The sequence below is a fragment of the Ensifer sp. LC163 genome (assembly GCF_001695855.1).
Lineage (GTDB): Bacteria > Pseudomonadota > Alphaproteobacteria > Rhizobiales > Rhizobiaceae > Ensifer.
This window is the reverse complement of record NZ_MBSS01000057.1, coordinates 1-602: the sequence shown is the minus strand read 5'-3', so window position 1 is coordinate 602 and position 602 is coordinate 1. Positions and strand designations below refer to the sequence as shown.

The 602-nt window shown below is 63.8% G+C and carries 1 protein-coding gene; it reads left to right on the top strand.

Annotated features, from left to right (window positions below):
* Position 1: 1 nt before the first annotated feature.
* A partial coding sequence (locus tag BC360_RS27520) for an electron transfer flavoprotein subunit beta/FixA family protein (protein WP_065797593.1) occupies positions 2-602 on the top strand: 601 nt, incomplete at its 3' end.

Below are 602 nucleotides of genomic sequence, written 5' to 3'. Positions count from 1 at the left end.
CATGAAAATACTTGTGACGGTCAAGCGGGTGGTTGACTACAACGTCAAGATCCGGGTGAAGGCGGACGGCTCGGGCGTCGAGCTCGCCAATGTGAAGATGTCGATGAACCCGTTCGACGAGATCTCGGTGGAAGAGGCGCTGCGGCTGAAGGAAGCCGGCAAGGCCGACGAGGTCGTGGTCGTGTCGGTCGGTCCGGCCAAGGCCGAAGAGACGCTGAGGACGGCGCTGGCGATGGGTGCCGACCGCGCCATCCTGGTCGAGACCGACGACCCGGTCGAGCCGCTCGCCGTTGCCAAGATCGTCAAGGGTGTTGCCGAGGCCGAACAGCCGGGGCTGATCATCGTCGGCAAGCAGGCGATCGATGACGACAGCAACCAGACCGGCCAGATGCTGTCGGCGCTCTTGGGCTGGGCCCAGGGTACCTTTGCTTCCAAGGTCGAGATCGGTGAGGGAAGCGCGACGGTGACGCGCGAGGTTGATGGCGGTCTGCAGACGATCGCCATCAAACTGCCGGCGGTCGTCACCACCGACCTGCGGCTGAACGAGCCGCGTTATGCCTCGCTGCCGAACATCATGAAGGCGAAGAAGAAGCCGCTCGACA